Raw genomic sequence first — 20,428 nt, 5'->3', positions numbered from 1 at the left:
TCCGTCCTCTACCTTTCTAGCAAAAGTTGGCGCAACCTGGCAAAAAAGCGGCTCGCCCGCCCCGGCTCTTCGTCCCGCCCCGGCGCATAACGGAAGGCTATTTGGCGCACTGCCCGGCTCGCTTTCGCCACAGGATCGAGCAGGACAAACGGCGTCTGGCTGACAACCGCGCGGGCGACCGTCCGGTCTTCCGGAATGATGCCAAGCAGCGCAATCTCTTTGTTTAAAAACCGGCCGGCGACATGCTTCAGCCGTCCAAAAACCTCATACCCTTCCCGATCGTTGCCGGCGCGGTTGACAATGACGGAAAACGGCGCTTCGCCGCCGGCAGCGTGTATATACTTTATCATCGCATACGCGTCGGTCATGGCGGTCGGCTCCGGAGTTGTCACAACAAACACGTCGTCAACCGACTTTAAAAAATACAATCGTTCCCCCGATGCCCCCGCCCCCATGTCAAAGATGAGGTAATCATACCGTGACGCCACAGCCTGCAGTTCAGTCAAAAAGTAGTCGATACCGGACGTATCTAGCGTCCGCCATTGTGCAGCCCCCGTTCCCCCGGCAATGTACGATAGACGCTCCGGCCCGCTTTTGACCAGTTCTGACATCGGCAGCCGGGTCGAAAGCCAATCGGTTAACGTCAACGGCGATGACTGGCCGAGCAAAATATCGATGTTGCCCATGCCGATGTCCATATCAAGCAGCAAGACACGAAACCCTCGCTTAGAGAGCGACAGCGAAAAATTTAAAGAAAAGTTCGACTTGCCGACTCCGCCTTTTCCGCTCGTCACTGCGATTGTCCGCGGCGCCGGCCGCTGCCGGAGGCCGCTTAGCTCGAGGCGAAGCTGTTCTGCTTGATCTTTCACCATGGCCCCGCTCCAACCAACAGGTGAACGAGCCGGTCAGCCGACGCTTCAATCATGTCGTCCGGCACGTTTTGCCCGTTCGTAAAATAGGCGGCACCAAGCCGGCTGTCGAGCAGCAAGTTAAATACGGCCCCGTACGAGTCGGTCTCATCGAGCTTGGTGATGATCAGGCGGCTGAGCGGCAAGCGGGAAAAGCGGGCATAGATGGCTTTCATGTCGTCATGCTTGCCGGTGGCGGCGAACACGAGAAACGTTTCTGTTTCGCTGTCAAACTCAATCGTTTGCTGCAGCTCGGTGACATATTGTGGGTTGCGGAAATTGCGGCCGGCCGTATCGACAAACACGAGGTCGCAATCGGCCAAGCGCCGCTTCGCCGCCCGAAAGTCATCGGCGTGGTAGCACACTTCGAGCGGGGCTTGCAAAATGTGCGCATACGTTTTCAACTGGTCGATCGCCGCGATCCGGTACGTATCCGTTGTGATAAACCCGACTTTTTTTCCATGCTCAAGCACCGCGCGCCCCGCCATTTTAGCGAGCGTCGTCGTTTTTCCAACCCCGGTTGGACCGAGCAAAACCACATATTTTTTTTGCCCTGTGGCTGCGGGAAGAAACGGAAGCGGCATCAACATGTCGCGCACCGCCTCTTTCACCCAGCCGGCGACGGCTGCCGGCGAGCGCCCTCCCTTATCGGCGTACCACCGTTCAAGCAACCGGTCCATCACTTGCCGGATGTAAACATCTTCCACCCCTTGCTGCGTCAGCCGCCGCTCCGCATTCATAAGCGGCGGCGGATACAACAGGGAAGACGGCCGGCCGGCCATTTGGCGCACGAGCGCTTTCACTTCCCGAAGCTCGGCGGCCAACAAACCGTCTCCCCCCTCCCGCCCTTCCGGCAACGAAGGAGCTGCGGACTCTGACGCGCGCAGGGGCAACGGATCAGGATCGATGCCGGCCAGCACCTCAATCCTTTTTTTGGCAAACAAACCGAACAATCCGCCGGTATGAATTTCCTTCGAGTGCAAAATGACGGCATCGCGGCCAAGTTCAGTCCGGATCATTTTCATTGCTTCGTTCATGGACGGGGCTATAAACTTTTTCACTTTCATTCGATTTCCACCATCCCTACGCTTTGGACTTCGACGTCAGCCTCAAGCTCGTTATATGACAGCACCGGAATCGTCGGAAAATGGCGCTCGGTCAGTTGGCGGACGTACATACGCACCGCCGGAGAACAGAGCAAAATCGGCGTTTGGCCAGCGAACGGATAACGGTCGAGCGCCGCGGCCACCGCCTCGACAAGCGCCTGCGCCCGCTCCGGATCAAGCGCCAAATAGCGGCCATGCTCCGTTTGCTGCACCGCATCGGCAATCGTTTTTTCCGCCTTGCCAGAGAACGTGATGACGCGCAACGGTTCACCCGGCACGGCGTACTGCTTCGTAATTTGCCGCGCCAGCGCTTGGCGGACATATTCCGTCAACAAATCGGTGTCGCTAGTCAGGCGGGCAAAATCCGCAAGCGCCTCAAAGATGAGCGGCAAATTGCGAATCGACACTTTCTCTTTTAGCAGCTTGGCAAGCACTTTTTGAATATCGCCAACCGACAGCGGATTCGGCGTTACATCATCAACAAGCACAGGGTACGACTCTTTCAAATGGTCGATCAGCTGCTTCGTTTCTTGACGGCCGAGCAATTCATGGGCATAGGACTTGAGCACTTCCGTCAAATGCGTCGAGACAACCGACGGCGGATCGACCACCGTATAGCCGAGCATTTCCGCCCGGTCTTTCATCGCCTCGGAAATCCATTTCGCCGGCAGACCAAACGCCGGTTCAACCGTGTCAATCCCTTCGACCGATCCGTCATCAATCCCGGGGCTCATCGCCAAGTAATGGTCAAGCAGCAGCTCGCCGCGCGCCACCTCTTCGCCTTTCATTTTCACCCGGTATTCGTTCGGCTGAAGCTGGATGTTGTCCCGGATGCGTACAACCGGAACGACGATGCCAAGCTCAAGCGCGAGCTGGCGGCGGATCATCACGATCCGGTCAAGCAAGTCGCCGCCTTGGGCGGCATCCGCAAGCGGAATAAGCGCGTAACCGAACTCAAACTCGATCGGGTCGACATGCAACAGTTGAATTACGCTTTCCGGACTTTTCAATTCGTCCGCCGCCGCTATTTCCTCTTCCGGCCCGGCCGCTTCCTCATGCTGCTGTCCCCCGGCAAACCGGTAGCCGCCAAGCGCCAACAGACCGGCGATCGGCATTGTCAATGCATCATTAATCGGCGTAAACAAGCCGAGCAAAAAAATCGTTCCGGCGGTGACGTACAACATTTTCGGAAACGCAAATAACTGGCGCATAATATCGCCGCTTAAGTTGCTGTCAGACGCTGCCCGGGTGACAATGATGCCGGTTGCGGTCGAAATCAGTAACGCCGGAATTTGACTGACAATCCCGTCACCGACCGTCAGCAACGTATAACGTTTCGCAGCCTCGGCCATCTCCATCCCCTGCTCGACAACGCCGATCACCATGCCAAACAACATATTGATGATAACAATAATAATCCCGGCGATAGCGTCGCCTTTCACAAACTTGCTCGCCCCGTCCATCGCGCCGTAAAAGTCAGCCTCTTGCGCGATTTTTTCCCGCCGTTGCCGCGCTTCCTGCTCGGAGATCATGCCGGCATTCAAATCGGCATCAATGCTCATCTGTTTTCCCGGCATCGCATCGAGCGTAAAGCGGGCCGCCACTTCGGAGACGCGCTCCGCCCCTTTCGTGATGACGATGAACTGAATAATGATTAAAATTAAAAACACGACAAATCCGACGACAACATCACCGCCGACAACGAACGTCCCAAACGTCTCAACGACACCGCCCGCTTCTCCTTTGCTCAAAATCGCACGGGTTGTCGAGACGTTCAATCCAAGACGAAACAACGTAAGCACTAAAAGCAATGACGGAAAAATGGAAAATTCGAGCGGTTCTTTCGTGTTCATCGCCGTCAGCAAAACGAGCAAGGCGAGCGAAATATTGACGATGATCAAAATGCTGAGCAGCCATGTCGGCAGCGGAATGACGAGCATGGCGACGATAAGCACGACCATAAACAACACCGATAAATCTTTGAGCTGCGCTTGCATATTTCTCTCTCCTTGCTGTTACCCTTTTCGTTTGAGCCGATAGACGTACGCCAAAATTTCCGCCACTGCCTTGAAAAACGCCTCCGGGATCATGTCGCCGATGTCCGTCTGTCGGTAAAGCGCCTGCGCCAACGGACGATTTTCAACGGTAACGACGCCGTTCGCCCGGGCAATTTCCTTGATTTTCAATGCCACATAGTCGGCTCCTTTCGCCACCACGACCGGTGCTTCCATTTTTCCGTCTTCGTACTTAAGTGCGACAGCATAATGGGTCGGGTTCGTAATGACGACGTCCGCGTTCGGCACTTCTTGCATCATCCGTTTCATGGCCATCTCCCGCTGTTTCTGTTTGATGCGCGACTTAATGAGCGGATCGCCTTCCGTCTTTTTATACTCGTCTTTAATGTCTTGCTTCGACATCCGAATGTTTTTTTCAAATTCAAACCGCTGGTACAAATAGTCAAACAGCGCTAAAAACAAGAGCGCGGCGGCGGCATACAGCCCCATTTTCACCGTCAAGCCACCAACGACAGCGAGCATGGCGCTTGGTGGTTTGGAAACAAGCGCCATTAGTTCGCTCCGGCCGGAAAGCAACAGCGCAAAGACCACTGCACCGATGATTCCGGCTTTTAACACTGATTTCAACAGTTCGACAATGGCGCGCAGCGAAAAGAGCCGCTTCATTCCTTGCACCGGGTTGAGCCGGTTCCAGTCCATTTTCAGCGGTTCAGCGGTAAAAAGAGCGCCGACTTGCAAAAAGTTGGCCAGCCCGGCCGCAAGCACGGCGGCGGCAAAAAACGGAGCCAAAAGGAGCGCCGCATGGCGGAGCCAGTCAAGAAACAGGAGGTGGAGCGAATCCATTGTCAACGGGACGGACGCATAATCGGACAGCGCACGGGTGAACAAGCGCAACAAGCCATCGCGTTCGTATGCCCCCGCCAACAGCAAAACGAGAAACGTAGCCAACAAAACGGCGGCGGCAACCGCGTCGCTGCTTTTGGCCACCTGCCCCTTTTCCCGCACTTCTTGCCGTTTGCGCGGCGTCGCCTTTTCCGTCTTTTCCCCGGCGAAAAACTGCAAATCAAGCCGCCAACCGCCCATCTTACCCTCCTCCTAACAACCGCATAAACTCGCGCAACGACGCAAACATAAGTTGAAACAGTTCGCGCGCGGAAAGTAAGATTCCCCCGATCGCGGCAAACAGAAGCAAAAAGGCCGCTGCCGTCTTAAGCGAAAACCCGACGACAAAAATATTCATTTGCGGCACCGCGCGGGTGATAATGCCAAGCGCCACATCGACTAAAAAAAGCGATCCGACAAGCGGGGCGGCCATTTGCACGGCGACAGCAAACATTGCGGCAAACGCGCGAACGGCATACTCGATGGCCTGCCCGTCAGCAATATGCGGCCACCGGTCGAGCGGCAGCCACTGATAGCTGTAAAACATGCCGTCAAGCAACAAATGATGCCCATCAAGAGCGAGCAAAAGCAAAAGTGCCAGCGAATGAAAGTACTGGCCTAACAACGGGCTTTGCGTCCCGGTTTGCGGATCAATGACATTGGCGATAGCAAACCCGATTTGAAAGTCGATCAACCCACCGGCAATTTGCACCGCTGCCATAACGATCGCCGCAAGCAGCCCAAGCGCCAGCCCGACGAGCACCTCTTTGAAAACAAGCAACATATACATATCATTCAAGGGCAGCGCCGGTTTAGGCACGGCCAAAAACAAAAGCCAGCTGAAAAAAAACGCCAACCCGATTTTGTACGAAGCCGGCACCGTCCGATACGAAAAAAGCGGCATCGCGGCAAAAAACGAAGCGGTGCGGGCGAAGATAAGCAAAAATGCCGGAAAGTGAGTCCATAATTGTTCCATGACCGATCAGCCTATGAAAGAAGCTAAATTGTTGAAAATATCATGGGCGTATGACACCATTTTCGAAAGCATCCACGGCCCAAACAACACGAGCCCAAGCAAGACGGCCACAATTTTCGGCACAAAGGCGAGCGTCTGCTCCTGAATTTGCGTCGCCGCTTGAAAAATGCTGACGACAAGTCCGACAACAAGCGACAACAACAAGAGCGGACCGCAGACAATCAACACAATATAGACACCTTGCTCAGCAAGGCGAATGATGAAATCGGCACTCATGGACGCCACCTATCTTTATTGGAAGCTTTGCAACAGTGATTTGACGACTAAGTGCCAGCCGTCAACAAGAACAAACAATAAAATTTTAAACGGCAGCGAAATCATCACCGGCGGCAGCATCATCATTCCCATCGACATTAAAACACTGGCGACGATCATATCGATGACGAGAAACGGAACAAAAATCATAAACCCCATTTGAAACGCCGTCTTCAGCTCGCTAATCGCGAACGCCGGCACGAGCGCAGTGAGCGGGATGTCGTTGACCGTTTTCGGCGGTTCGGCGCCGCTGTATGATAAAAACAGCGCCAAATCTTGCTGTCTTGTATGTTGGCTCATAAACTGCTTGAGCGGAACAGCGGCGCGTTCGTACGCTTCATCCAAATCAATTTTCTCGGCAAATAGCGGCTCGAGTGCCTGATCATGGATGTCTTTCCATGTCGGCGCCATAATGAAAAACGTCAAAAACAACGCCAGCCCGATCAACACTTGGTTCGGCGGCATTTGCTGCGTGCCGAGCGACGTGCGCACGAACGACAACACGATGACGATGCGCGTGAAACACGTCATCATAATTAAAATGCCGGGAGCAACCGACAAAACGGTAAGCAACAGCAGCAGTTTCACCGATGTCGACACGTGCTCGGGAGCCATGGAATTAAACATATGGATAAATTCATTCATCGCCGGCCGTTCCTTTCTTTTTCAGCCGCTCTAGCCACTCGTTCCGCCTCTCGGCCATTTGTTTCATTTCCTCGGCAAACAGCGCCGAAAATGAGGGCGACGGACTGCCTTCCGTCTTTGTTTTGGCTGCCCAATGTCCGCGCAGCCGGAAGCCGAATCGGCTGAAATCAGCCATCCGTTCAAGCCGTTCGTGATGTTGCGCCAACAGCTCATTTATTTCGTTTTCGTCGCTAATTTCCCGCAATAGTTGAATCGAATCGCCGACGCCGATGACAAGCAGCCGGTTGCCAATTTTAATGAGCTGAACGGAGCGGTTTGTTCCGACGCTCGTCCCGCCGAGGTGCTCGATGACACCTTTTTGGCCGGAAACGAATGGCTGGCGGCGGGAAAGCCATTTCAACAGCATATAAAGAAGAAGGAGAACAAAGGCGGTTGCCCCGATGAGCCGGAGCACATCAGAAGCAGAAACGGCATCGACCGTCTTGTCGGGCGATTGTGTCTGTTGCCCGCCCGGCGCTGACGGCCCGCACGTATCCGGGTGCTGCAGGCAGTCGGCGACCGTCGGGTTTGGGGCGGCCGATGCCGGCGACGCGCTACACATAATGGCTGCCACGAACAAAGCCGCCGCCCATCGCCATATTGCCATCAATACTATCCACCTCTTATCGCTTATCCGATCGTTTTGTTAATCGCTTCAATGACGCGATCCGCCTGAAACGGCTTGACAACGAAATCTTTCGCCCCGGCTTGGATGGCGTCAATGACCATCGCCTGTTGTCCCATCGCCGAGCACATAATGACTTTGGCGTTGCTGTCGATTTTTTTAATTTCCTTGAGCGCCGTAATCCCGTCCATCTCCGGCATCGTAATGTCCATCGTCACAATATCGGGGCGCGTCTCTTTATATTTCTCAATCGCCTGCCGCCCGTCGGCCGCTTCAGCAACGACTTCATGCCCGTTTTTTGTCAAAATGTCTTTAATCATCATCCGCATAAACGCCGCGTCATCGACTACAAGTATTTTTGCCATGTCCGCCTACCTCCTGCAATACCTATTATTTTAGCCGTTTTAACCGATCGCTTTGGCTGGCAATATCGGTGATGCGCACACCAAAGTTTTCATCGATCACCACGACCTCGCCTTTCGCGATCAGCTTGTTGTTGACAAAAATATCGACCGGCTCGCCGGCTAGTTTATCAAGTTCAATGATCGATCCGGCCGACAGCTGCAAAATCTCTTGCACCGAGCGTTTCGTCCGCCCAAGTTCGACCGTCACTTGCAGCGGCACATCAAACAACAGCTCTAAATTGCGCGCCTCCGCTGCGGCAAGCGGCGGGGCGTCGAGCTCAGCAAAATCCGCCGCTTGAATATGCCGCTCAGCCATCCTTGTTTCTTCCTTAGAACGTCCGACCGGTTCATTTGTGAAGCGGCCCGCCGCCGGAGAGGGAGGCATGCCGCCGACATGAGCGTAAGCAGGCGCCGGCTGCGGCTTTTCAAGCGGCATCGCGTCCGCGGGCGATGGTTCGAGCGTGTTTTCCTCCTTTTCTGCTTCTCCGGCCGCCTCCGCCGGCGAACCGAGCAGATGGGCGACAAGTTCTTTGGCAAAATCAACAGGCAACAGCTGCATAATGCTCGAGTCTATTAAAGCGCCGATTTTGAGCCGGAACGACACTTTAATGAAAATGTCCTCGTCCGGCAAATATTCCAATCCTTTTCCTTCGGCTAAATCGAGAAGATGGAGCGCCGGCGGAGAAATGTCCACCCGCTTGCCAAAAACGGTGGACATGGATGTCGCGGCCGATCCCATCATCTGGTTCATGGCCTCCTGAACCGCGCTCAACTGAATCTCCCCAAGCGAACTGTCGGCGGCCGTCCCGTCGCCGCCCAACATTAAATCAGCGATAATGGCCGCATCTTGCTGCTTGATGACAAGCAAATTCGTCCCTAAAAACCCTTCGGTGTAGTTGACTTGGATGGCGACATACGGCTGCGGAAACTCATCAGCCACACTTGTCCGCTCGATGACAGACACGCTCGGTGTGGTAATTTCCACTTTTTGGTTTAATAACATTGACAGCGCCGTCGCCGAACTGCCAAATGAAATGTTGCCAATTTCTCCAAGGGCATCCTGCTCGAGCGGGGCCAAAATGTCGTGAAGCGCCGGAACGTGATCCCGATTGTCCATTCCGCGCAACAGGGCATCGATTTCATCTTGCGATAACATTCCATCATTCATCATGTCCTTCTTCTCCCCCCTCGATCGTCGCTAAAATTTGCACCGCCAGCTTTTTGTTCCGCTTCCCCGGCTGGCCGATAAATTTCGGAATATGGCCGATTTTAACAACAAGCGGCTCATGAATCGACTGCTCGAGCTGAATGACGTCGCCCACCTCGAGCTGAAGAAACTCACCGACGGTGACAACCGCTGTGCCAAGCTCGGCGACAATCGGCAAGCGGGCCGTACGGATGCGCTGTTCAATTCGTCCTGCTTCCTCGGGGGAACGCTCCTTTTTTTGCGCCTGCATCCAATAGTGCACCGACAACCGCGGCATAATCGGCTCTAAAACGACGTGAGGGATGCAAACATTCATCATGCCGCGCGCTTCACCGATTTGCGTGTTGAGCGAAATGACGACGACCGTGTCGTTCGGTGCAATCATACGTAAAAACTGCGGATTGACCTCAAAATCAACGAACAGCGGATCGATCTCCGCCACCGACTCCCATGCATCGCGCCAATGTGCGAACGCCTTGTCAAACAGGCCGGACATGATGCGCGTTTCAATTTCGGTTAGATGGTCCACTTTGTCCATGCTGGCGCCGCGCCCGCCCATCACCCGATCAAGCATGGCATAGGCGATGTTCGGGTTGACTTCCAGCAGCACATGCCCATCCAACGGCGGCACTTCGAAAACGTTAATGATCGTCATCTTTGGAATGGAACGAACGAACTCTTCGTACGGAATTTGATCAGTCGAAGCGACCGAGATTTGCACATATGTGCGCAGCTGGGCGGAAAAAAACGTCGTCAACAAGCGGGCAAAGTTTTCGTGAATGCGCGTTAAACTCCGGATTTGATCTTTGGAAAACCGAAGCGCCCGCCGGAAATCATACGTTTTGATGCGCCGCCCTTCCTCTTCCTTTTTTAGTTCTTCCGCGCTCATTTCCCCGGCTGAAAGCGCGGCAAGCAGTGCGTCAATTTCGCTTTGCGATAATACCTCACCGGCTGTCATGTCACCTTCCCCCCTTTCGACGGCAGGCTACTGGAGGATAAAGGAGGTAATGTAGACGTTCTCCACTTTCCCTTCCTGCATCAATGCGTTAATGTCTTGCTTGAGCCGCTCTTTCAATGCCGCCATTCCTTCCTTCCCTTTAAAGTCGGCCGCTTTCATTTCCGAGAGCTGCTCAATGATTGCATCCTTAATCTGAAAATCGCGTTTTTCTGCCTCTTCTTTCCCTTTATCGCTGTCGGTCTGAATTTTAAATGATATTTTAATATAACGCCCGTCCGCTAAATTCGTTGTCATTTCCGGAATGTCAACTGAACTTTCGGCCAATTCATCAGCACTTGGCGCCCCTTGTTTTTCCTTGCCGGTCATATTCATGACGGCGACAAGCGCCGCCGTGCCGGCTAAGGCAATGACTGCGAGCACGATGACCATCGTTTTGATTACTTTATTCCCTTTCACGGTCCAATCCCCCTGCTTCTGGTAAGCGAAACACACCGACTTGCCGGTAAAATTCGCCTGCGAGCGCTGCGACTTGTTCGACCGTTTCGCGAACGACGAATTTTTTCCCGTTCGTCAGCGTCACAGTTGTATCGGGAAACGCCTCGATTTGTTCAATGTAAAGCGCGTTGAGCATAAACCGTTTGCCGTTGAGCTTCGTTAACGGAATCATCGGCAAGCGGGCATCAGCGCCCGACAACGGCTGACGCCCTACCTCCTATTCTACTTTTTCAAGTTGACAAGCTCTTGCAAAATTTCATCCGATGTCGTAATAATCCGCGTATTTGCCTGAAAGCCGCGCTGAGCGACGATCATTTCCGTAAACTCTTCAGCAAGATCGACATTCGACATCTCAAGCGCGCCGGAGACGATTGTTCCGGTGCCGTTTTCTTGAGGAGGGAAAGCAATCCATTCGTCATCTTCACCAATAATCGTTCCTGAGTTAGCGGTTTCCCTAAATAAATTCCCTCCAACTTTTTCCAGGCCATCACTATTCGGAAACTTAGCAAGCCGAATTCTGCCTGCCACTTGCAATCTTCCTTCACTATCAACATAGTTGACGACTCCGTCGGCGCCAATGCTCATGCTTTGTGCATCCGTTGGCACTTGAATGCGCGCTCGAAATCCCGTAAATGTCCCATTACTATATCCTTCACCGACTAAATACAGACCATCGGCATTGACAATATGCCCCTCTTTATCCAAATAAAAATTCCCCGCCCTCGTAAATAACGGATTCACAAGTTGTCTATTATTGTTCAACTCGCCAAGAATGAAAAACCCATCCCCCGAAATCGCCAAATCGAGCACGCGCCCGGTCGTTTGCAGGCTTCCTTGCGTATGGATCGTGTCGATGGCGGCCAACTGCGAACCGAGCCCGACTTGCTTCGGATTCGTGCCGCCGCGGCCGGCGTTCGGCCCGCTCGCACCGGAAATCGTTTGACTCATCAAATCTTGAAAAACCGTTCTTCCTTTTTTAAAACCATACGTGTTAACGTTGGCAATGTTGTTGCCGATGACATCGAGTTTCGTTTGGAAATTGCGCATGGCGCCAATGCCGGAATACATCGAACGAAGCATTCGTCCCCTCTCCCCTCTATTCGTTTTGTTCGACTGTTATCACCGCATCAGCGGCAATCGTCGTCCCGCTATCGAGCCCGAGAACAATGTTCCCGTCTTTTTGCGTCACCGATTTTACAACCGCGCTCATCGCTGCGTCGCCTTCTTGCCAATGCACCGTTTTGCCGATCCAGCCGCTGTAGCGCAACAGCGCATCGCGCCCGTTTGTTTGCACCCATTGTTCCATGAGACCAGCGATGTTCATCATTTGCTCAAGCGATGAAAAACTCGCCATTTGCGCAATGAACTCTTTATCTTCCATCGGGTTGAGCGGATCTTGGTTTTGCAGTTGGACAAGCAAAATTTTCAAAAAATCGTCTTTGCCAAGAATTTGGTTGCCCGTCTTGCGTTCCGGCTGAGACGCGTTTGCCAGCCATAAACTGGCATCGATCGTGTTCGTTGCCATCATCGTCCCCCCTTATCCATCCACCTCTACCCCGTCAAGTCCAAATGGGGAAGAGGGAGGCGATTGTTCTCGTTTTTGTTCTTGCTTTGATCCGCTTTGCTGCCGCCCGTCGCGGCGGTGCTCGGAGTACGGCGGCGCTGCGCCGTCATAATCGGACCAAATCGTCCATTTCTCCACTGTAACTTGACTGGCATCAAGCAGCTGAACAAGCTGCGGCAAGTGGGTGCGGATTAGCTGTTCCGCCGCATCGGTCGCCACAAGCAGCTTGGCAGTCAATTTTCCGCTTTCTTGCGCCATTTTCACCGTCACCGTCCCAAGATGTTCCGGGTGAAGGCGAATGACAAGCTGCATGGCACCGCTTGGCAGCTTCATCCATCGGCCAAGTTGCAGCGCACGGGCCACTTGCTCGACAAACGAACTTTCATTCCTTGCTTCCATCCCACCCATCTCATGGCCGACGGGAACGAATGAAGTCAATGAAAAAGGGGCATGGTTTGCCGAAACAAGCGCATGGCCATGCAGCAGCTGGCGGGCGTCTTCCCGGTGCGGCAAAGCGCTTGACCCATAAGCGGTGGAAGCGAAAGGCGAGCGGCCGGCGGCGGAAAACGGTATAGGGCGGGCGGATTCTCGTCCGGCGTCCCCGAACGGAGACGGCGAGTGTGACGCAAACCATTGGTTTTCACCGTTTGAACGCCCAAAGATTCCTTTTCCGGCTCCTTCTGCTTGTTTACTTGGCCAACCCGCACCGGCTTCCCCGCTATGTTCATCCATCTGTTGAAAAACATGCTGGACGGCCGGCAACGTCTTGACCTTTGCGTCTCCTTCGCTCATCCCCTCGTTTCCCCCGGCAAACGCCAAAGCTTCACCGCTGTTGTGTACAGCCGCCGGGGGACCGTTTAGAAGGTCGGTAGCGCCAACGTGCATAGTTGAAACAGCCGTCCATAACAGCTCTGTCCGTTCGTCTGCCCTTCGCGGCTTCTTGTCTTCCGGCTCGGATGGCTGCTCAATCCCCTCCTCAACCGGCAGCTTTCCAGTTTGCATTTGCGCCAATAATGCCGCAAATGCACTAGGCACCGCTGTCTCTTTTTTCACTGCCGGCTCTGCCTCCGTGCCCGTTGGCTGCGGCGCAGCCGCTGCGATCGTCACTTTCATTCAGCCGCCCCCTCTCTCATCGCCCATTTATGCAATGACGAAAGCAAGTTTGCCGCCTGTTCGGCCGGCATTTGTTCCAAAATGGCGGCCGCTTTGTCGCCATCGAGCCGGCTCAGCACATCGAGCGCCTCGGCGTCCGGCAGCTTGGCTAAAATAGCCGCAGCCTGTTTGTCTGACATGGCATCGTACATGCCGACGACATCTGCCGCCATAGCTGCCTGCTCGCCGCCCTTTTCCTGTTCGATCCGTTGCGCTTCACGCGTCGACAGCCGGGCGATTTCCTCGTCTTTTGCCGCCAGTTCGCTTTTTAACTGCTCGATTTGTTTTTTCTGTTTGGCGATCGTTTGCTTTTGCTGCCTGATCGCCCGCTGTTGCGTCTCGATCGTGTTGGTCAGCGTCTTCTCTTTCTTCTTCCAGTCAAGCCAATCGGCGACGAACGGGACGCTGTCCACCCATTGTTTCGTCTTCGCCGCCATATCAATGCCGGCCGCCTTTGCAATCAGCAAGAGGAAGAAAGCCGCAAAAAGACTCGGGATGACAACAACGAACAAAATCCATTGCCATCGGCTTGTCGTTTCTTCTTGCTGAAGTTTGCTGCTTGCCATCTATAACTCTCCTTGCCGTGCAAAGCGCTGGACAGCTATTTCATCAAGCAGGCGGTTTTCCACTTCTTTCTCGCGCTGCTCTATCCACCGCCGCACGCGCTCTTGCATTTTCTCATACTTTTTCACTTCAATATTGAGCTCAATGAGGCGTTGCTGCCGGTGTTGCATTTGTTCGCGCGCTTGCATGACGATGAGCTGATAATGGTCAATGGTCCGCTGCAAGTTCCCGATATATTGCAACATATGGCGAACCGCACCGACAGACAGTCCGGCCCGCAACTGTTCATCCCTTGCCGCATCGCATTTTTCTTTTTCCTTAAGGAGGTTATACAGCGCCTCGGCTGCTTGTTCAAACCGGCGAACCGCCTCTTCGTACTCGCCAAGCGCCTTCTCCTTTTCTTTCTCTTTCATCGTTAATACTTTTTGCAGTCGAAACGTTGGCGCCACGCTTTCTCCCCTCCCTTAGCGCCCGAAAGCCGCCCTGCGATGTCGTCATCCCGATGACATTAGGCGGAGAAGGGCATCAATGCTTTCGGCGCGCGTCGTTTTTTCGTCGATCTCTTGACGGCAAAACGCCATAATTTGCGGATAAAATTGAATCGCCTCATCAATTTCTAAGGAAGATCCGCGCTTGTACGCCCCTATTTGAATTAAGTCCTCCGAATCTATATAAGTAGAAAGGAGGCGGCGGAGCCGGCTCGCCGCTTCGCGATGCTCCGCGCTAATAATATGGGGCATGACGCGGCTGACGCTTTTGAGCACGTTGATCGCTGGGTACTGGCCTTTATTGGCTAACTGACGCTCGAGCACAAAATGGCCGTCCAAAATGCCGCGCACCGCATCGGCAATCGGCTCATTCATATCGTCACCGTCCACAAGCACCGTGTAAAAAGCGGTAATCGTGCCCAAATCGCTCGTCCCGGCCCGCTCAAGCAACTTCGGCAGCAAGGCAAACACCGACGGCGTATAGCCCTTTGTGGTCGGCGGTTCACCGACGGCGTATAGCCCTTTGTGGTCGGCGGTTCACCGACGGCCAATCCAATTTCCCGCTGCGCCATCGCGACGCGGGTGACCGAATCCATCATCAGCATGACATTCGCTCCTTGATCGCGGAAATATTCGGCAATCGCCGTCGCGGTGTATGCCCCTTTGACGCGCATGAGCGCCGGCTGATCCGAGGTGGCGACGACGACAACAGAGCGGGCCAAACCTTCCGGACCGAGATCGCGCTCCAAAAATTCACGCACTTCGCGGCCGCGCTCGCCGATCAAAGCGATGACGTTCACATCAGCCGATGTGCGGCGGGCGATCATCCCCATGAGCGTGCTCTTGCCGACGCCGGAGCCGGCAAAAATGCCGACGCGCTGGCCTTTGCCGACCGCCAGCAAGCTGTCGATGACGCGCACGCCGACTTCGATCGGTTCGACAATCGGCGGCCGGGTGAGCGGGTTCGGCGGATCGCGGTCAACCGACACCGGCTTCAGCCCAGGCGGCGGCGCACTTCCGTCAAGCGGCCGGCCGAGCGGGTCGAGAACAGAGCCGATGAGCGCATCGCCAACGTATACTTCAAGCGGCTTGCCAGTCGCTTCAACAAGGCAGCCAGGGGCGATATGGGCCATCGAAGAGAAGGGCATCAGCAAAACGCACTGCTCGTGAAAGCCGACAACTTCGGCGGGAATTTTTCGGCCGCCGCCCGTTTCATGAATGTAGCAAAGGTCGCCGATCGAGCTTTCCGGCCCTTTCGACTCGGTCATTAATCCGATGACACGCGATATTTTGCCGAATCGTTTATATAAATCAGCGGCAGCGATTTCGTCAAGAAGCGCCTGCCAATTCAGGGGACATTCCCTCCTTCAACCGCCTGGAAAGCGCCTCGCGCAACCGCTCGAGCTGCATATCGACGCCGGCATCGATGCGCCCGAACGGCGTTTCCACGAGGCAACCGTATTCCGGCAATGTATCGTCCGGATAAATAAACAACTCGACGTGGTGCGGGAAAACGGACTTTAGCAATTCCCGCTGTCCGGCTACCGTTTCGTAACAATCCGGATGCACGTAAACGGACACTTCTGTTTGCCGGCGCACCTCGTGCAACACTTGGCGCACGAGCGGCAAAAACGCGGTCCGGTCGCTTTCAAGTGTGGTGCCAATAATGCGTTCGGCTGCTTTCAGCGCCACTTCGAGCATCGTTTCAGCCGCCGATTCAAGCTGGGCATAAAACTCATCATTTGCCCGTTCCGCTAGGCGGCGGGCTTGTTCGATCCATTCGCGGCGCTCGCTTAGCGCCTCATCGCGCCCGGCGGCATAGCCATCTTCATACCCTTGGGTGCGCGCTTCCTGCATGAGCCGTTCTTTCTCGTGCCGCCATTGCTCTTGTTCACGGACTAGCTGTTCGCGCACCGTCTCGTAATATTGCTCAGCTTGGCGGCGAAGCTCAGCTGCCTCCTCTTTGGCAGCGGCGATCGCTTCCATTTCCCGTTGGCGGTCGTCTGCACATGACGGGTCATCCAAAACATAACGCTGCACAGCAATCGTCTTTTTGCCGGTGCGGGCCGTCACTATCGGCGCTTTAATGACATTAGACAATAATATCATCTCCTCCCCCGCGGGCGATGACAATTTCCCCGGTCTCCTCGAGACGGCGGATCACCGCTACAATGCGCGATTGCGCCTCTTCCACATCACGCAGCCGGACCGGGCCCATATATTCCATCTCTTCTTTGAACGTCTCCGCCATTCTCGTTGACATATTGCGGAAGACGATGTCTTTCACTTCGTCGCTCGCCACTTTCAGCGCCAGCATGAGATCGCTGTTGTCCACTTCGCGGATGACCCGCTGAATCGCGCGGTTATCAAGCGTTACGATATCCTCGAAGACAAACATCCGCTTTTTAATTTCTTCGGCCAGTTCCGGGTCTTGCAGTTCCAAAGCGTCTAAAATCGTTCGCTCCGTGCTGCGGTCGACTTGGTTTAATACTTCAACGACCGCCTCAACGCCGCCGGCTTGCGTGTAATCTTGCACCACAGTCGCCGATAGCCGCCGCTCGAGAATTTGCTCGACTTCGTTAATAATTTCCGGCGACGTGCTGTCCATGAGCGCAATGCGCCGGGCGACGTCGGCCTGCATCTCCTGCGGCAGCGCCGATAAAATCTGCCCTGCTTGCGCCGGCTCCAAATATGACAAAATAAGAGCGATCGTTTGCGGATGTTCGTTTTGAATAAAGTTTAGCAGCTGCATCGGATCCGCTTTGCGGGCGAAATCAAACGGTCTCACCATGAGCGCCGATGTCAAGCGGTTAATAATGTTCATTGCCTTGTCCGGGCCGAGCGCCTTTTCAAGCACTTCTTTTGCGTAGGCGATACCACCTTGGGCGATGTAGTCTTGTGCTAAAGCGAGCTGGCGAAACTCTTCGAGCACTTCTTCTTTTTGTTCAACCGTTACTTGGCGGACGTTGGAAATTTCAAGCGTCAGCTTTTCTATTTCTTCTTCCGATAAATGTTTGTAGACGGAGGCCGACACATCCGGGCCGAGGGAAATGAGCAGGATGGCCGCTTTTTGCCTGCCCGACAACCCGCCTTTCCGTTCGCGCTTTGCCATACGTCGTTCCCCCTACTCTTCTGATAGCCACGTTTTTAATAGTTTGGCAAACTCATCCGGCTTTTCTTTTGCCAACCGCTCAAGCTGCCGGCGGCGCAACGTCGCCTCCGTCTCCGGCGGCTCCGGCAGCTCCGATTCTGCCGGGAGCGGCGGCGTAAATACGAACTCTTCGTCCTCTCCTTCATCTTCGCGACGGCGGCGCAACCAAAGGAATAACAGAAGCGCGATCAGCAACAACGCCCCTGCTCCAGCCGCATACCACCACCATGCCGGCCGAACCGGCGCCGGTTCAGTGAATGTCGGCTTGCCGTTAAACTTTTGCACCGAGACGACGATGCGGCTGTTGACGTCTTCGTCAGTCAATGGTTGTGATTCGCCTTTGTCAATCGACGTCCGGACGATCGTTCCTAATAGTTTTTGAATATCATTGACCGCCTCTGGCGGCAGCGAGTTCGGGTCGTCCGGATCCGGCGGCTCGACCACCACTTGAATGCCTAAGTCGCGAATTTTATATGGGCTTTCCACAATTTGCTTTTTAATTTTGTTGACTTCATTGTTGATCGTTTCTTCGGTCCGCTCATAGTCCCCGGTTGTTCCGCCGTTGGCTCCTTGGTAGCCCGGCACTTCGTTCGTTCCCGTTCCGGCTGTGCCGCCCGGCGGCGCTCCGCTTCCCGAATACGTTTCTTTAATGCGTTGGACGCTAACGGCGATTCCTTCGTTGTCCTTTTCGTCAACAGGAACGACTAAGTTTTCTTCCCGCCTTTCCTGCGTAAAGTCGACGTCAGCCGTCACGGAGACGACGACTTTGTCTTGCCCCATCATCGTGCCGAGCATTCGCTGCACTTCGCGTTGAATATCGCGTTCAATTTGTTTTTTGATTTGTTGCTGCGAGGCGAATGTCGTCCCTGTCGAATTTTCGCCGTCATTTTTTAAATCGAAATACTCAAAAAACTGATTCATAATGACGATATTATCTGTAGAGAGATTCGGAACACTTTTGGCGACGAGATGATACAGCGCCCGGATTTGCTCGTCGCTGAACTGATAGCCCGGCTTCGTCCTCAGCACAATCGAAGCCGAGGCTTCCCCTTTTTCATCCGAAACAAATACGCTCGGCTGCGGGAGGTTGATCATCACTTTCGCATCCTCGACGCCGTCGATCGTTTTCATTAAGTTGGCGAGCTCGGTTTGCATCGCCTTCAGTTTCACCATATTAAATTCGTTATCGGTCATGCCGAAGCTCGCGTTTTGGCCAAAAAATGAATAGTCGATGACCCCGCTGTTCGGAATGCCCTCGGCGGCCAGCTCGACCTTCAGCGCATCGACTTGCTCTTTCGGCACTTTAATTGTCGTGCCGCCATCCGTCACCTCGGCGGGAACGCCGCGCTGATCCAGCGTCGCCTTGATTTGCCCGGCTTCTTGCGGCGTTAAATTGCTGTATAAAGGCACCATTTCCGTCCTCGTGGCGAAAAAAATTCCAATACCGACGGCAAAAAGCACCACCGCTGTTCCGCCTATAGCCATCCGCTTTTGGTTTTTTGTCCGCTCTTGCCAAAACAAACGAGCGCGGCCCCACCACTCTTTCCATTTGCTGTTCATACAATTCCCCCGATCATCCAGCCATACAGCCATTTGCTGCCATCGCCTCGCATCGGCAGCAGCCTCCATATGTATTTCAGCTTATGGCCGCTACAACGGCATACGCATCATTTCCTGATACGCCTCAATCGCCTTGTTGCGGATCTCAAGCGTCAGCTGCAGCGCAATGCTTGCCTTTTGCGCTGCGATCATCACGTCATGCAACTGAACGTTCTCCCCGCGGACGAGTTTTTCTGTCAGCGCATCCGCCTGAATTTGCGCGTCGTTTACGTTGTTGAGCGCCTCTTTTAAAAAAGCGGCAAACTGTTTTTGCACTACAGCCGGCTTCGCCGGGCCCGGGGCGGCGGCCGCCGGTGTCAGCCCAACGCGGCTTGCTCCGTCGATCATGACACATCCTCCTTATGGGCTATTTTCCAATTTCGAGCGCCTTCATCAACATCCCTTTTGAGGCGTTCAGCGCAGTGACGTTCGCCTCATAGGAACGTGTCGCACCGATCAAGTCGACCATTTCTTTGAGCGGGTCGACATTCGGCAGACGGACGTAGCCGTCGGCGCCCGCATCCGGATGGTCCGGGTCATAGACGAGTTTAAACGGAGCCGGATCGTCAGCAATTTCACGCACCCGAACGCCGCTGCCGACAGCTTCAGCGCGGCCGAGGGCAGCCTGCAAATAACTCGAAAACTGTTCACCGCGCGGCTCGATGATGACGACTTTGCGGCGGTACGGCTCCCATTCCCCGTTGACAAAACGGGCTCTTGTCGTATCAACGTTGGCGATGTTGGACGAAATGACGTCCATGCGCAGCCGTTGGGCAGTGAGCGCCGACGCTGAGATGTTTAAGCTTTGAAACACGGACACAGCCTATTTCCCTCCTTTGATCACTGTCTTTAGCGTATTGAATTTGCCGTTTAACCGCTCAATCAGAGCGTTATAATAAATTTGGTTTTCCGCCAATTTCGACATTTCTTGGTCGATATCGACACTATTTCCATTATGATTGTAACTGATGCTGGCATTGGTCGTCACGACAATTTTTCCATTTTGTTCGTTGCGAAACGGAAAATGGCGCGGGTCTGTCCGTTTGGCCTCAAGCTGAAGCGCCCGATCGAGCTCGGCCTGAAAACGCACGTCTTTCGTCTTATAGCCCGGCGTATCGGCGTTAGCAATGTTGTCAGCAATCGCCTGTTGGCGGAGCGAAGCATAATGGAGCCCTTGTTCAAGCCAACGGATCGTCGATGAAAACAGCGACAATGGAATCCCCTCTTTTATCCTATTTTTCGACAATTTCTGCTAGTTTTCATTTTACGGGAAGGAAAACCTAATGTATAGCCGGAACTTGGTACTATTTTTCTGCCAACCGATAAGGCGGCCGA

General features: G+C 54.2%; 24 protein-coding genes and 1 pseudogene. All 25 read right to left on the bottom strand.

Features of this window, described 5'->3' with window-relative positions:
- Nucleotides 1-8: 8 nt before the first annotated feature.
- The 25 genes and pseudogenes from M493_RS05810 to flgB all read right to left on the bottom strand — a co-directional run bounded on the left by M493_RS05810 (nt 9) and on the right by flgB (nt 20,306).
- Nucleotides 9-872 carry a MinD/ParA family protein gene (locus M493_RS05810; protein WP_020959365.1) on the bottom strand — a complete coding sequence of 288 codons (864 nt, stop codon included), beginning with the start codon at nt 870-872 and terminating at the stop codon, nt 9-11.
- The gene (locus M493_RS05805; RefSeq protein WP_020959364.1) at nt 866-1,975 is read right to left on the bottom strand and encodes a flagellar biosynthesis protein FlhF; all 1,110 of its coding nucleotides are present in this window, start codon (nt 1,973-1,975) and stop codon (nt 866-868) included. The genes M493_RS05810 and M493_RS05805 overlap by 7 nt, the downstream gene beginning before the upstream one ends.
- Complete coding sequence (flhA, locus tag M493_RS05800; protein WP_020959363.1) at nt 1,972-4,011, bottom strand: flagellar biosynthesis protein FlhA; 2,040 nt, start codon at nt 4,009-4,011, stop codon at nt 1,972-1,974. The genes M493_RS05805 and flhA overlap by 4 nt, the downstream gene beginning before the upstream one ends.
- A gap of 18 nt (nt 4,012-4,029) precedes the next feature.
- Nucleotides 4,030-5,112 carry a flagellar biosynthesis protein FlhB gene (gene flhB, locus M493_RS05795; protein WP_020959362.1) on the bottom strand — a complete coding sequence of 361 codons (1,083 nt, stop codon included), beginning with the start codon at nt 5,110-5,112 and terminating at the stop codon, nt 4,030-4,032.
- Between the two features lies 1 nt (nt 5,113).
- Complete coding sequence (fliR, locus tag M493_RS05790; RefSeq protein WP_020959361.1) at nt 5,114-5,887, bottom strand: flagellar biosynthetic protein FliR; 774 nt, start codon at nt 5,885-5,887, stop codon at nt 5,114-5,116.
- A gap of 6 nt (nt 5,888-5,893) precedes the next feature.
- Nucleotides 5,894-6,163 (bottom strand): flagellar biosynthesis protein FliQ, encoded by a 270-nt coding sequence (gene fliQ, locus M493_RS05785; protein WP_020959360.1) that lies wholly within the window; start codon nt 6,161-6,163, stop codon nt 5,894-5,896.
- 15 nt (nt 6,164-6,178) lie between these two features.
- The gene (gene fliP / locus M493_RS05780; protein ID WP_020959359.1) at nt 6,179-6,847 is read right to left on the bottom strand and encodes a flagellar type III secretion system pore protein FliP; all 669 of its coding nucleotides are present in this window, start codon (nt 6,845-6,847) and stop codon (nt 6,179-6,181) included.
- Nucleotides 6,840-7,493 (bottom strand): flagella biosynthesis regulatory protein FliZ, encoded by a 654-nt coding sequence (gene fliZ, locus M493_RS05775; RefSeq protein ID WP_020959358.1) that lies wholly within the window; start codon nt 7,491-7,493, stop codon nt 6,840-6,842. Before fliZ ends, fliP begins: the two co-directional genes overlap by 8 nt.
- Nucleotides 7,494-7,516: 23 nt before the next feature.
- Complete coding sequence (locus M493_RS05770) at nt 7,517-7,876, bottom strand: response regulator (RefSeq protein ID WP_020959357.1); 360 nt, start codon at nt 7,874-7,876, stop codon at nt 7,517-7,519.
- Nucleotides 7,877-7,901: 25 nt separating this feature from the next.
- Nucleotides 7,902-9,086 carry a flagellar motor switch phosphatase FliY gene (fliY, locus tag M493_RS05765; RefSeq protein ID WP_020959356.1) on the bottom strand — a complete coding sequence of 395 codons (1,185 nt, stop codon included), beginning with the start codon at nt 9,084-9,086 and terminating at the stop codon, nt 7,902-7,904.
- Complete coding sequence (gene fliM / locus M493_RS05760; RefSeq protein ID WP_020959355.1) at nt 9,076-10,080, bottom strand: flagellar motor switch protein FliM; 1,005 nt, start codon at nt 10,078-10,080, stop codon at nt 9,076-9,078. Before fliM ends, fliY begins: the two co-directional genes overlap by 11 nt.
- A 27-nt stretch (nt 10,081-10,107) precedes the next feature.
- A complete protein-coding gene (gene fliL, locus M493_RS05755; RefSeq protein WP_020959354.1) occupies nt 10,108-10,536 on the bottom strand; it encodes a flagellar basal body-associated protein FliL in 429 nt (142 codons plus the stop codon).
- Nucleotides 10,523-10,747 carry a flagellar FlbD family protein gene (locus tag M493_RS05750; protein ID WP_041267877.1) on the bottom strand — a complete coding sequence of 75 codons (225 nt, stop codon included), beginning with the start codon at nt 10,745-10,747 and terminating at the stop codon, nt 10,523-10,525. The genes fliL and M493_RS05750 overlap by 14 nt, the downstream gene beginning before the upstream one ends.
- Before the next feature lie 50 nt (nt 10,748-10,797).
- On the bottom strand, nt 10,798-11,655 hold the full coding sequence (flgG, locus tag M493_RS05745) for a flagellar basal body rod protein FlgG (protein WP_020959352.1): 858 nt from the start codon (nt 11,653-11,655) through the stop codon (nt 10,798-10,800).
- Between the two features lie 16 nt (nt 11,656-11,671).
- Complete coding sequence (gene flgD, locus M493_RS05740) at nt 11,672-12,100, bottom strand: flagellar hook assembly protein FlgD (RefSeq protein WP_020959351.1); 429 nt, start codon at nt 12,098-12,100, stop codon at nt 11,672-11,674.
- A 12-nt stretch (nt 12,101-12,112) separates the two neighbouring features.
- A complete protein-coding gene (locus M493_RS05735; protein ID WP_020959350.1) occupies nt 12,113-13,252 on the bottom strand; it encodes a flagellar hook-length control protein FliK in 1,140 nt (379 codons plus the stop codon).
- Nucleotides 13,249-13,857, bottom strand: coding sequence for a MotE family protein (locus M493_RS05730; protein WP_020959349.1), 609 nt, complete (start codon nt 13,855-13,857; stop codon nt 13,249-13,251). Before M493_RS05730 ends, M493_RS05735 begins: the two co-directional genes overlap by 4 nt.
- On the bottom strand, nt 13,858-14,304 hold the full coding sequence (gene fliJ / locus M493_RS05725) for a flagellar export protein FliJ (RefSeq protein ID WP_020959348.1): 447 nt from the start codon (nt 14,302-14,304) through the stop codon (nt 13,858-13,860).
- A gap of 45 nt (nt 14,305-14,349) precedes the next feature.
- Nucleotides 14,350-15,695, bottom strand: a pseudogene (locus tag M493_RS05720) (flagellar protein export ATPase FliI).
- On the bottom strand, nt 15,673-16,452 hold the full coding sequence (gene fliH / locus M493_RS05715) for a flagellar assembly protein FliH (RefSeq protein ID WP_041267741.1): 780 nt from the start codon (nt 16,450-16,452) through the stop codon (nt 15,673-15,675). Before fliH ends, M493_RS05720 begins: the two are co-directional and overlap by 23 nt.
- Nucleotides 16,436-17,455, bottom strand: coding sequence for a flagellar motor switch protein FliG (fliG, locus tag M493_RS05710; RefSeq protein ID WP_020959346.1), 1,020 nt, complete (start codon nt 17,453-17,455; stop codon nt 16,436-16,438). The genes fliH and fliG overlap by 17 nt, the downstream gene beginning before the upstream one ends.
- Nucleotides 17,456-17,467: 12 nt before the next feature.
- A complete protein-coding gene (gene fliF, locus M493_RS05705) occupies nt 17,468-19,054 on the bottom strand; it encodes a flagellar basal-body MS-ring/collar protein FliF (protein WP_020959345.1) in 1,587 nt (528 codons plus the stop codon).
- 90 nt (nt 19,055-19,144) lie between these two features.
- Entirely contained in the window at nt 19,145-19,441 is a 297-nt protein-coding gene (fliE, locus tag M493_RS05700) for a flagellar hook-basal body complex protein FliE (RefSeq protein WP_020959344.1), read from the bottom strand.
- A 19-nt stretch (nt 19,442-19,460) separates the two neighbouring features.
- A complete protein-coding gene (gene flgC / locus M493_RS05695) occupies nt 19,461-19,913 on the bottom strand; it encodes a flagellar basal body rod protein FlgC (protein WP_020959343.1) in 453 nt (150 codons plus the stop codon).
- Nucleotides 19,914-19,916: 3 nt separating this feature from the next.
- Nucleotides 19,917-20,306, bottom strand: a complete 390-nt coding sequence (gene flgB, locus M493_RS05690) for a flagellar basal body rod protein FlgB (protein ID WP_020959342.1) — start codon at nt 20,304-20,306, stop codon at nt 19,917-19,919.
- Nucleotides 20,307-20,428: the final 122 nt, after the last annotated feature.

The organism is Geobacillus genomosp. 3, assembly GCF_000445995.2.
GTDB lineage: Bacteria > Bacillota > Bacilli > Bacillales > Anoxybacillaceae > Geobacillus.
The sequence above is the reverse complement of the archived record's forward strand: the minus strand, read 5'-3'. Positions and strand labels throughout refer to the sequence as shown.

What these genes read in the sequence shown, in the direction of transcription:
- M493_RS05730 (WP_020959349.1), bottom strand. Translation starts at nt 13,857, where the DNA reads ATGGCAAGCAGCAAACTTCAGCAAGAAGAAACGACAAGCCGATGGCAA.
- M493_RS05810 (WP_020959365.1), bottom strand. Translation starts at nt 872, where the DNA reads ATGGTGAAAGATCAAGCAGAACAGCTTCGCCTCGAGCTAAGCGGCCTC.
- fliY (WP_020959356.1), bottom strand. Translation starts at nt 9,086, where the DNA reads ATGATGAATGATGGAATGTTATCGCAAGATGAAATCGATGCCCTGTTG.
- fliM (WP_020959355.1), bottom strand. Translation starts at nt 10,080, where the DNA reads ATGACAGCCGGTGAGGTATTATCGCAAAGCGAAATTGACGCACTGCTT.
- fliG (WP_020959346.1), bottom strand. Translation starts at nt 17,455, where the DNA reads ATGGCAAAGCGCGAACGGAAAGGCGGGTTGTCGGGCAGGCAAAAAGCG.
- fliP (WP_020959359.1), bottom strand. Translation starts at nt 6,847, where the DNA reads ATGAATGAATTTATCCATATGTTTAATTCCATGGCTCCCGAGCACGTG.
- fliZ (WP_020959358.1), bottom strand. Translation starts at nt 7,493, where the DNA reads ATGGCAATATGGCGATGGGCGGCGGCTTTGTTCGTGGCAGCCATTATG.
- flhA (WP_020959363.1), bottom strand. Translation starts at nt 4,011, where the DNA reads ATGCAAGCGCAGCTCAAAGATTTATCGGTGTTGTTTATGGTCGTGCTT.
- fliH (WP_041267741.1), bottom strand. Translation starts at nt 16,452, where the DNA reads ATGATATTATTGTCTAATGTCATTAAAGCGCCGATAGTGACGGCCCGC.
- flhB (WP_020959362.1), bottom strand. Translation starts at nt 5,112, where the DNA reads ATGGGCGGTTGGCGGCTTGATTTGCAGTTTTTCGCCGGGGAAAAGACG.
- M493_RS05735 (WP_020959350.1), bottom strand. Translation starts at nt 13,252, where the DNA reads ATGAAAGTGACGATCGCAGCGGCTGCGCCGCAGCCAACGGGCACGGAG.
- M493_RS05770 (WP_020959357.1), bottom strand. Translation starts at nt 7,876, where the DNA reads ATGGCAAAAATACTTGTAGTCGATGACGCGGCGTTTATGCGGATGATG.
- fliR (WP_020959361.1), bottom strand. Translation starts at nt 5,887, where the DNA reads ATGGAACAATTATGGACTCACTTTCCGGCATTTTTGCTTATCTTCGCC.
- flgD (WP_020959351.1), bottom strand. Translation starts at nt 12,100, where the DNA reads ATGGCAACGAACACGATCGATGCCAGTTTATGGCTGGCAAACGCGTCT.
- M493_RS05805 (WP_020959364.1), bottom strand. Translation starts at nt 1,975, where the DNA reads ATGAAAGTGAAAAAGTTTATAGCCCCGTCCATGAACGAAGCAATGAAA.
- fliF (WP_020959345.1), bottom strand. Translation starts at nt 19,054, where the DNA reads ATGAACAGCAAATGGAAAGAGTGGTGGGGCCGCGCTCGTTTGTTTTGG.
- flgG (WP_020959352.1), bottom strand. Translation starts at nt 11,655, where the DNA reads ATGCTTCGTTCGATGTATTCCGGCATTGGCGCCATGCGCAATTTCCAA.
- M493_RS05750 (WP_041267877.1), bottom strand. Translation starts at nt 10,747, where the DNA reads ATGATTCCGTTAACGAAGCTCAACGGCAAACGGTTTATGCTCAACGCG.
- fliQ (WP_020959360.1), bottom strand. Translation starts at nt 6,163, where the DNA reads ATGAGTGCCGATTTCATCATTCGCCTTGCTGAGCAAGGTGTCTATATT.
- fliE (WP_020959344.1), bottom strand. Translation starts at nt 19,441, where the DNA reads ATGATCGACGGAGCAAGCCGCGTTGGGCTGACACCGGCGGCCGCCGCC.